The 8,394-nt window shown below is 42.5% G+C and carries 10 protein-coding genes and 1 pseudogene; 8 read left to right on the top strand and 3 right to left on the bottom strand.

What is annotated here, in order from left to right; translation table 11 throughout:
* The 3 genes from ACFWE9_RS24430 to ACFWE9_RS24420 all read left to right on the top strand — a co-directional run.
* The coding region (locus ACFWE9_RS24430; RefSeq protein WP_377359232.1) for an IS3 family transposase at window positions 1-623 on the top strand (623 nt) is incomplete at its 5' end.
* A 181-nt stretch (window positions 624-804) separates the two neighbouring features.
* A complete protein-coding gene (locus tag ACFWE9_RS24425; protein WP_230154434.1) occupies window positions 805-1,887 on the top strand; it encodes a tartrate dehydrogenase in 1,083 nt (360 codons plus the stop codon).
* 65 nt (window positions 1,888-1,952) lie between these two features.
* Window positions 1,953-2,138 carry a sporulation protein Cse60 gene (locus tag ACFWE9_RS24420; RefSeq protein ID WP_230154436.1) on the top strand — a complete coding sequence of 62 codons (186 nt, stop codon included), beginning with the start codon at window positions 1,953-1,955 and terminating at the stop codon, window positions 2,136-2,138.
* Window positions 2,139-2,272: 134 nt separating this feature from the next.
* On the opposite strand, the pseudogene ACFWE9_RS24415 reads toward ACFWE9_RS24420, so the two are convergent.
* Window positions 2,273-2,398 (bottom strand): annotated as a pseudogene (locus ACFWE9_RS24415) (SDR family oxidoreductase); the annotation flags it as partial.
* Window positions 2,399-2,838: 440 nt separating this feature from the next.
* Here ACFWE9_RS24415 and ACFWE9_RS24410 point away from each other — a divergent pair.
* The 3 genes from ACFWE9_RS24410 to ACFWE9_RS24400 are packed head-to-tail and all read left to right on the top strand — an operon-like array spanning window position 2,839 to window position 3,889.
* The gene (locus tag ACFWE9_RS24410) at window positions 2,839-3,399 is read left to right on the top strand and encodes an MEDS domain-containing protein (protein ID WP_230154437.1); all 561 of its coding nucleotides are present in this window, start codon (window positions 2,839-2,841) and stop codon (window positions 3,397-3,399) included.
* Window positions 3,400-3,417: 18 nt separating this feature from the next.
* Window positions 3,418-3,732, top strand: a complete 315-nt coding sequence (locus tag ACFWE9_RS24405; protein WP_290370493.1) for an MGMT family protein — start codon at window positions 3,418-3,420, stop codon at window positions 3,730-3,732.
* Between the two features lie 31 nt (window positions 3,733-3,763).
* Window positions 3,764-3,889: a hypothetical protein gene (locus ACFWE9_RS24400; protein WP_290370494.1), complete on the top strand. Its 126-nt coding sequence runs from the start codon at window positions 3,764-3,766 to the stop codon at window positions 3,887-3,889.
* A 66-nt stretch (window positions 3,890-3,955) separates the two neighbouring features.
* On the opposite strand, the gene ACFWE9_RS24395 is transcribed toward ACFWE9_RS24400, so the two are convergent.
* Complete coding sequence (locus ACFWE9_RS24395; protein WP_230154438.1) at window positions 3,956-5,221, bottom strand: BaiN/RdsA family NAD(P)/FAD-dependent oxidoreductase; 1,266 nt, start codon at window positions 5,219-5,221, stop codon at window positions 3,956-3,958.
* Window positions 5,222-5,426: 205 nt separating this feature from the next.
* Between ACFWE9_RS24395 and ACFWE9_RS24390 the strand changes: the two genes are divergently transcribed.
* On the top strand, window positions 5,427-7,028 hold the full coding sequence (locus ACFWE9_RS24390; protein ID WP_230154439.1) for a putative polysaccharide biosynthesis protein: 1,602 nt from the start codon (window positions 5,427-5,429) through the stop codon (window positions 7,026-7,028).
* A 123-nt stretch (window positions 7,029-7,151) separates the two neighbouring features.
* Window positions 7,152-7,874 (top strand): pseudouridine synthase, encoded by a 723-nt coding sequence (locus tag ACFWE9_RS24385; protein ID WP_230154440.1) that lies wholly within the window; start codon window positions 7,152-7,154, stop codon window positions 7,872-7,874.
* A gap of 83 nt (window positions 7,875-7,957) precedes the next feature.
* Here the strand turns inward: ACFWE9_RS24385 and ACFWE9_RS24380 are convergent, their stop codons facing one another.
* Window positions 7,958-8,179, bottom strand: coding sequence for a DeoR family transcriptional regulator (locus ACFWE9_RS24380; protein ID WP_034309346.1), 222 nt, complete (start codon window positions 8,177-8,179; stop codon window positions 7,958-7,960).
* Between the last annotated feature and the right edge of the window lie 215 nt (window positions 8,180-8,394).

Here is an 8,394-nt window from a genome sequence, read left to right as displayed (position 1 = left end):
GTGCTCGCATCAATCATAAAACAGTTCTCCGATTGATGAATGAACTAGGATTGAAGTCATTGGTTCGCATGAAGAAATACCGTTCGTACAAAGGGGAAATCGGCAAGATTGCGCCCAACATTCTAGCACGTGATTTCAAGGCGGCAAAGTCAAATGAAAAATGGGTGACAGACGTCACAGAATTCCATCTAGCTGGGGAGAAACTATACTTATCGGCCATTCTTGATCTGTTTAATGGAGAAATCATCGCCTATAATATCGAATCTCGGCCTGTTTATCCGCTCGTTTCCAAAATGCTGGATAAAGCCTTTGATCGCTTGGAATCGAAAGATTCACCCATTCTTCATTCAGATCAGGGCTGGCATTATCAGATGAAACAATACTCCCATGATTTGACACAAAGCATGTCCCGCAAAGGAAATTGTCTCGATAATGCGGTGATTGAAAACTTCTTTGGCTTATTAAAATCCGAATTACTCTATCTTCAAGAATTTGAAAGCATGGAGCATTTCAAACAAGAACTAGAAGAATATATCCATTACTACAATCATCAACGAATCAAGGTAAAATTAAAAGGCATGAGCCCGGTAGATTACCGGATTCATGCCCTCAAGGCTGCCTAATTAAATAAAGTGTCTAACTTTTTGGGTTCACTTCAATGAAGGGGCTCTTTTTCATGAACGATTTTATCAATGTTTTATGATCATTCTTCAGAAAATTTCCCCTTTAGGAATAGGGATGAAAAGTTATATGTTAAAATTAGGATGAAAAAAATCAGAAAATATAGATAAAGGAGAATAAAGGATGAATGTTTATAAAATAGCGGTCATCGCGGGTGACGGGATAGGCCCAGAAGTGATTAATGAGGGTGTAAAGGTCCTTGAAGAAGTTGCTGGGATTGCAGGGGATTTTTCTTTCGAGTTTACATATTTTCCATGGGGCTGTGAATATTATCTTGAGCACGGTAAAATGCTGCCCGACGACGGGCTGGAACAATTGAAGAAGTTTGAAGCCGTGTATCTTGGGGCGGTCGGTTATCCTGGTGTACCGGATCATATCTCATTACGTGAACTTTTGCTGAAAATCAGAAAGCAATTTGATCAATATGTGAATGTTCGGCCTGTAAAATTGCTTCAAGGTGCTCCCTGCCCATTAAAAGACGTTACTCGTGATCAAATCGATATGGTTGTCATCCGTGAAAACAGTGAAGGGGAATATTCCGGTGCTGGTGATTGGCTATTCAAAGGCAAGCCGGAAGAAGTCGTACTGCAGACTGGGGTCTTTTCACGAAAAGGAACGGAGAGAATCATCCGATATGCATATGAACTGGCTCGTAAGACGGGCAGGACGCTAACGAGTATAAGCAAGGCGAACGCATTGAATTATTCCATGGTTTTTTGGGATCAGGTATTTGAAGAAGTCGGGATTGAGTATCCGGATGTTGAAACGAATTCATATTTGGTTGATGCCGCCAGCATGTTTTTTGTCAAACAGCCCGAGCGATTTCAAATCGTTGTCACTTCCAATTTGTTTGGTGACATCATCACGGATTTAGGTGCTGCCATCGCAGGCGGGATGGGACTGGCGGCAGGAGCCAATTTAAACCCGGAACGGACATATCCTTCAATGTTTGAACCGATTCATGGTTCAGCACCGGATATTGCACACCAAGGCATAGCCAATCCACTTGCCGCCATATGGTCTGCCAGTCAGATTCTTGATTTCTTTGGGCATGAGGATTGGGGCGCAAAAGTGTTGGACGTGGTCGAACAGGTGATGGTCGATAAAAAAGCCCTGACCCCAGATATGGGAGGGGCAGCTTCTACAGAAGAAGTCGGAGATGAAGTGGCTGCATTATTATCCGCTTTACAAACAAAACAGGTATAATCATCATGAAAAACGGGCATCCTGCACAATAACTATCATTATAGTAAAAGGGCAGGGGAGAGCCGATGATTCAAGTGAAATTATTTGATTATGAGCATGAAAAGGACCTAGAGGATGAAATGAACGTCTTCTTGGAAGACATTCGTGAGAATCAAATCGTCGATATCAAATACAATGTCGCCACTTCGGGTGAAGAGGAAGAGGAACAGATTTACTGTTTTAGTGCGATGATCATTTATAAGAAAAAATAAAGTCATGAGGCCCTATCGTTTTCATTTTGCAAAAATATTAGACTACCTATTGCTGCACGAGGGGCAACCAAGGTAGTCTTTTTTTCATTAAGTTTTAATCTGCAAAACCCTGACTTTGTCTCCAGTAAGATATGTTAGGATGAAGTCGATTCCCCGCCATTGACCAGAAGTGTTTGTCCGGTCACGAAACAGGAATCATCAGAAGCGAGGTAGACAAAGGTGGGAGCCAGTTCAAACGTCTGACCTTGGCATTGCATCGGAACCGTGATGGGGACGTCTTGATAACGAGTTATCTTTCCATAATTCGCATGCATGGGAAACCCTTTACCAGATGATTTCTTTTTCTTATCTTCTGCCATGAGGAGTCCTCCTAAAAAAGAATTTAGACGGATTACTTTATGTCGGCCGGGCAAATGCCGTGCAACATGACTAATGATTAATAACCTCTGGGCAGGACTCGTTGCCGTGCACCTGGAATAGGCTGAAGGGTAGAAAAAAAGTCTTTGGATGTCTCAATATGGCCTATTATTATAACCCGCGTTATGTGCCGTATTATCCTGTAATTTAAGGACGAACTTCAAAGGGATAAATTAGCAAAGACTGATTATATCCTTTTATGAATTTTACAAACAAGCGGATTATAGGTAAAGTTAAACGTAATGCATAGTACGGACTGGTGTATTTAAAGGAGAGATTCTTTTTGGATAACAATATGAAACAACTGATAGAAAATATGCAACAATCAGGTGGAGGCCATATCTTATACTGTTTTAATGAATTGGAAACCTACATTGAAAACGAGGCAACATTCATTATTGCCGGTGTTGAGCAAGGAGACAATATCCTGGTCGTGGAAAATGATCGCATCTTTCCTTTCGTGCAAAAAAAATTACAGCTTCATTTAAATGAAGAGCAATTGAAGAAAGTGAATCTTATTAATAATTTTGATTTTTATTGTTTTCATGGAGACTTCCATCCTTCAACGATGGTTCATTATTTCTTGGAAAATATCGATTCATATTCAAAACAAAATCAACTCGTGCGAACTTGGGGTCATGTGGAATGGGGCCAAGAAGATAAAGCAAGCGTTGCGATAGGTGAATATGAAAAAGGAATCGATAAATTGATAACGGAACGAGGGTTGATTTCTGTTTGTGCTTACGATGACTGCAGAGTACCTGACGTGCTTAAAGCAGACTTGATCAAGCATCATGAAATCCTCATAACCGATGAAAAAATTACGATTTTGACTAACAGATAGGACAAAGGGGCGAAGAATGTGGATAGTTTTACTGAACGGGTTATTAAGATCATTCAACATATCCCTTCCGGTAAAGTGATGACATATGGCCAGATTGGACAGCTTGCTGGAAGCCCGCGCGGTGCAAGGCAGGTCGTAAGGATCCTTCATTCAAGCAGCAAAAAACATGACCTTCCTTGGCATCGGGTAATCAATGCCAAAGGCGAAATCGGCATAAAAGCAGAGGGAGCTGCGGAACACCAGAAGGCGATGCTGGAAAGTGAAGGCGTCACATTCACCAATCGGAATACCATTGACCTGGAGGCTTTTCGATATCATCCAGAAATTTATTAAGGATAGGCCGAAGGCGGCCGAATAAACAGCGATGAGGACGAAAAAAAATAGTGGAGGGACGAATAACGATGCGGCGGGTCGAAAACTGTGCAATCAAACGAAAAAAGAGGGCTGCCTGCGGAATTACCGAATTATTCTCCAGGCAAACGCTGAATGAATGCCACTACAAACGAAATCATACACAAAAAAAGGCTGATCCAACTAGATCAGCCTTTTTTGTGTATTATGAACGGGCATACATGGCAGCATTCAACCCGGCAAGTCTTCCGGTTACTAATGCCGATGTTATATTATAGCCGCCTGTGTATCCGTGTATATCCAAAATTTCACCGCAGAAATACAGTCCGTCCATTAGTTTGGAAGCCATTTCTTTTGGATGGATTTCTTTGACGGATACGCCGCCGCCTGTGACGAAGGCCTTCTCTAGCGGCTGGGTGCCGTGTACTCCAAATTGGAATTCCTTGCATAGTTCAGCAAATCGGCGAATTTTCTCATTTGAGATCGTCGCTCCTTGTTCTTGAAGGTCGATGCCGCTTCGTTCAAGCAGGAAGTGAAGATACCGTTCCGGAACCAACCCTTTTAATGTATTTTTAATGGCTTTTTTCGGTTCGGCTTTGATTTCTTTTATGATGTCTTGAAAGACTTCTTCCTTGTTTCGATCGGGAAGGGCATCGAGTTTCATGGTCACTTCCGAGAGGTTCCACTTTTTCATCGCTTTCACGACGAATTGGCTGCATCTTAGTACAGCTGGACCAGAGACGCCAAAATGGGTGAAGAGCATATCCATTTGGTGCGTAATCAAGGCCTTGCCTTTTGGATTAAGGACACTCAATGAAACACCCCGGAGTGCGAGACCCTGAAGCGTTCGATCTTTAATGAATGTTTCTTGGCTAAGCAAGGGAACTTCAGTCGGGAACAGTTCAGTAATCGTATGCCCCGCCTTTTTAGCCCATGCATAGCCGTCGCCGGTTGAACCGGTATGGGGAACTGATTTTCCACCGACAGCGATCACGACTGCATCTGAATCAATTGTCTGTCCATCTTTCAACCGGACACTGCTTGTTTTTCCATGTTCATAGAGTACTTCAGCAACTGGGGAGTTCTTATAAATCGTAACCTTTAAATGCGACAGGCGCGTCAGCAGGGCATCCACGACACTTTGTGCCTTATCGTTTACAGGGAACATCCGGCCATGGTCCTCTTCTTTTAGAGCAACGCCCAATTTTTCAAAGAATTGAATAATGTCTTCATTGTTGAACTCTGAGAAAGCACTGTATAGAAATCGCCCGTTTCCAGGGATATGCTGAATGATTTCATCGATAGAGAGCCTATTCGTCACGTTGCAGCGTCCTCCGCCCGAGATTGCAAGTTTCCTTCCAAGCTTCTCGCCTTTATCCACTAACAATACATGGGCACCTTTTTCCCCGGCTGCAATTGCTGCCATCAATCCGGAAGGGCCGCCGCCAATTACCACTACATCATATTTCATATTGATCACCACTTTATCATTTTCAGTCCCTCTATTATATAGCAAGAGCCCGTCAGATTGCGAATGTAGAAAAAGAGGAATGATTTGTTTGTGTATTATCTTCGAAAACGATAAACTTGAGTGTAGTTTTCTATAGAAAAAAAACTTTATTATGTTAAGATAAAAAGCGTGTTAAACGTAACTGACAGAGGCAGGATGGGATTAGATGTCGTCTAAATTTTTAAAAGGGGCTTTTATATTAACGCTGGGAGCGATCATTTCCAAGGTTCTTGGTTTATTTTATGTCATCCCATTTGAACATATGGTTGGGAATAAAGGGGCTTCACTCTATTCATATGGGTATATCCCCTATACCATTTTCATCAGTTTTGCAACGGCAGGCATGCCGCTTGCTGTTTCTAAATTCATTTCGAAGTATAATGCGCTTGAGGAATACGCGGTCGGTGAGAAGTTATTTAAATCGAGCCTGAAATTAATGGTTGTTACCGGTTTTCTTGCCTTCTTGATTCTCTATACGATGGCACCGATGTTTACTGAAGTCTTTGGTGTCAGGAAGGAAGATGTCAGGGATGTCACGGCGGTCATACGGGCAGTCAGCTTCGCCCTGATTTTTGTACCGTTCATGAGTATCATCCGCGGTTATTTTCAAGGACATGAGGCGATGGAGCCGACGGCCATTTCGCAGGTTGTTGAACAAATTGTCCGCATCGTGTTCCTTCTGGCCGGTGTTTATGTTGTATTAAATGTCCTGGATGGAGAATTAGTGAAGGCCATTCAAATAGCTACGTTCGCGGCGACGGTCGGGGCTGTCGGCGGTTTAGTGGTGTTATTTTGGTATTGGAAAAAACAAAAACCCCGTTTGGACAGCTTGATGGAGAATGACCGGGGGACGATGGACATTTCCCTGCCGGAGATTTATAAAGAAATATTTCTTTCGTCGATTCCTTTCATATTTGTCGGAATCGCGATGCCATTGTTTCAGTTTGCGGACTTATTGTCTTTCAATAAAGCGATGGCTTCCATCGGTTTACAGCATGTTGCTAAAGATGCCCTTGGGGTTTTGAATGTATATGCCCAGAAGCTTGTCGTAATTCCTATGACGCTTGCAACCGGGTTTTCGATGGCGCTTCTTCCCTCGGTGACGAAGGCATATGCAAGTGAGAATACCGAAGAGTTCAACCGCCAGCTGGACCAAGCCTTTCAAATTTTGTTGTTCATTACGATTCCCGCTGTCGTTGGGATGTCGGTGCTGGCCGATCCAATCTATAGCGCCTTTTACAGCCATGATCCACTTGGAATCAGTGTCCTGAAGGCATATGCGCCCGTTTCCATTTTGTTTGCACTCTTTTCCATTACGGCGGCTGTTTTACAAGGGATCAATCAGCAAAAATATACGGTGCTCAGCCTGCTTTTAGGTTTTTTAATCAAATTGAGCTTGAATATCCCCATGATCAAGCTGTTTGAAACGGAAGGTTCCGTTTATGCAACGGCATTTGGCTATTTAGCTGCGGTCTTGCTGAATATGTATGTCATTACCTACTTTACTGGATATCGTTATAGCCTTACTATCAGAAGGAGCGTATTGATCACTGTTTTTTCCGCGATAATGGGACTGTCGGTATGGGGCATGAACAGTTTATTAGCGCTGTGGTTTACAACGGAAGGGCGATTCCAAGCGATCCTGATCGTGGCCATTTGTGCCACTTTCGGAGCTCTCATTTTTGCAGCACTTTCCTTGAAAAGCAAACTGGCCCATCGCCTATTCGGAACCCGTATCGATCGTTTAAAAGAAAAATTAGGATTATAAGATAGAAGTTTGATGTGTAAAATAAAGGGTATAAAATAAGTGAATTCCCAGATTAAATTATATTGGCCTTGCCTGTCATAAAATGGGCAAGGCTTTTTACTGAAAAGGCTTTAGGAGGAAACGATGAGAATAGATAAAATATTATCCAATATTGGTTATGGCAGCAGGAAAGAAGTGAAAAAACTCCTGAAATCCGGCGCCGTTAAGGTCAATGATCGGCTGCTGAAAGATCCGAAAGAACAAGTCGACCCTGAAGCAGAAATCGTGACGGTTCATGGTGAACGTGTTGAATACAGGGAGTTCATCTATTTAATGATGAATAAACCGCCAGGCGTATTGTCGGCAACGGAAGACAAACACCAAGAAACGGTCATCGACATCTTGGAGCCAGAAGATTCCGTATTCGAGCCATTTCCTGTAGGTCGTTTGGATAAAGACACAGAAGGTTTATTGCTGATCACGAATGACGGAAAGCTTGCCCACCAACTGCTTTCCCCGAAGAAACATGTCCCTAAAACGTACTTTGCGGTCATTGATGGCGAAGTGACGGAACGGGATATTGAGGCATTCCGCAACGGCGTGACCTTGGATGATGGGTATGAAACAAAACCGGGTGAATTGAATATTCTAAAATCAGGTCTGACATCGGATATCGAGCTGACGATCATGGAAGGGAAGTTCCATCAAGTGAAGCGAATGTTTGAGTCCGTTGGCAAACGTGTCGTCTATCTTAAGCGTCTTTCCATGGGAAGTTTACAGCTTGATGAGGAGCTTGAGCTTGGTGAATACCGAGAGTTAACGACAGAAGAGCTTGAACAGTTAAAAGCGGGCCAACCTGCAGAATGATGATAAGAGGAAAAATGAGGCGGACAAATATTGTCCGCCTCAAAGTATTTTACATATCGATCTTGTTCGGGTGGTCGTTCTTTTTACGATGACATCTTCACCTTTTTACTTGTTGTCGTCCAAAGGCCACGGCTTGGGCTTTGAACAAGGTCATTGTATGCTAAGACATTTAAATCGCGCTGCACAGTTCGAGGAGTGATGCCAAATTCTTCTACAAGCTCTTGAGTAGAAACCGTACCGTTATTACTAATGAACATATAAACGGATTTAATACGGGTTAACATGCGATTTGTTGAAGGTTTCAAAAAATCACTCCTTATTCTTTTCATTGTTATTCTGAACAAATGAAAACAACCGATATGTCGGACAGCATTTCAGCTGTCACTATGTACTTGCTATACCCACCCTATAACTCCTCGGAAACATTTAGAAAAAACAAGATGTCATTAGCTTCATTTTACTCCTTTGCAAAAGCAAATTCTATAAAAAGATGCTAATTGACTAAATATTACATTTATTA

The sequence above is a fragment of the Peribacillus sp. NPDC060253 genome (genome assembly GCF_042727425.1).
In the GTDB taxonomy this organism is placed as follows: domain Bacteria; phylum Bacillota; class Bacilli; order Bacillales; family DSM-1321; genus Peribacillus.
This window is presented reverse-complemented; position numbering and strand designations above follow the sequence as displayed.

Coding starts and splice junctions, on each gene's coding strand:
- ACFWE9_RS24425 (WP_230154434.1), top strand. CDS start 805: ATGAATGTTTATAAAATAGCGGTCATCGCGGGTGACGGGATAGGCCCA.
- ACFWE9_RS24420 (WP_230154436.1), top strand. CDS start 1,953: ATGATTCAAGTGAAATTATTTGATTATGAGCATGAAAAGGACCTAGAG.
- ACFWE9_RS24400 (WP_290370494.1), top strand. CDS start 3,764: ATGAGGACGAAAAAAAATAGTGGAGGGACGAATAACGATGCGGCGGGT.
- ACFWE9_RS24395 (WP_230154438.1), bottom strand. CDS start 5,221: ATGAAATATGATGTAGTGGTAATTGGCGGCGGCCCTTCCGGATTGATG.
- ACFWE9_RS24390 (WP_230154439.1), top strand. CDS start 5,427: ATGTCGTCTAAATTTTTAAAAGGGGCTTTTATATTAACGCTGGGAGCG.
- ACFWE9_RS24385 (WP_230154440.1), top strand. CDS start 7,152: ATGAGAATAGATAAAATATTATCCAATATTGGTTATGGCAGCAGGAAA.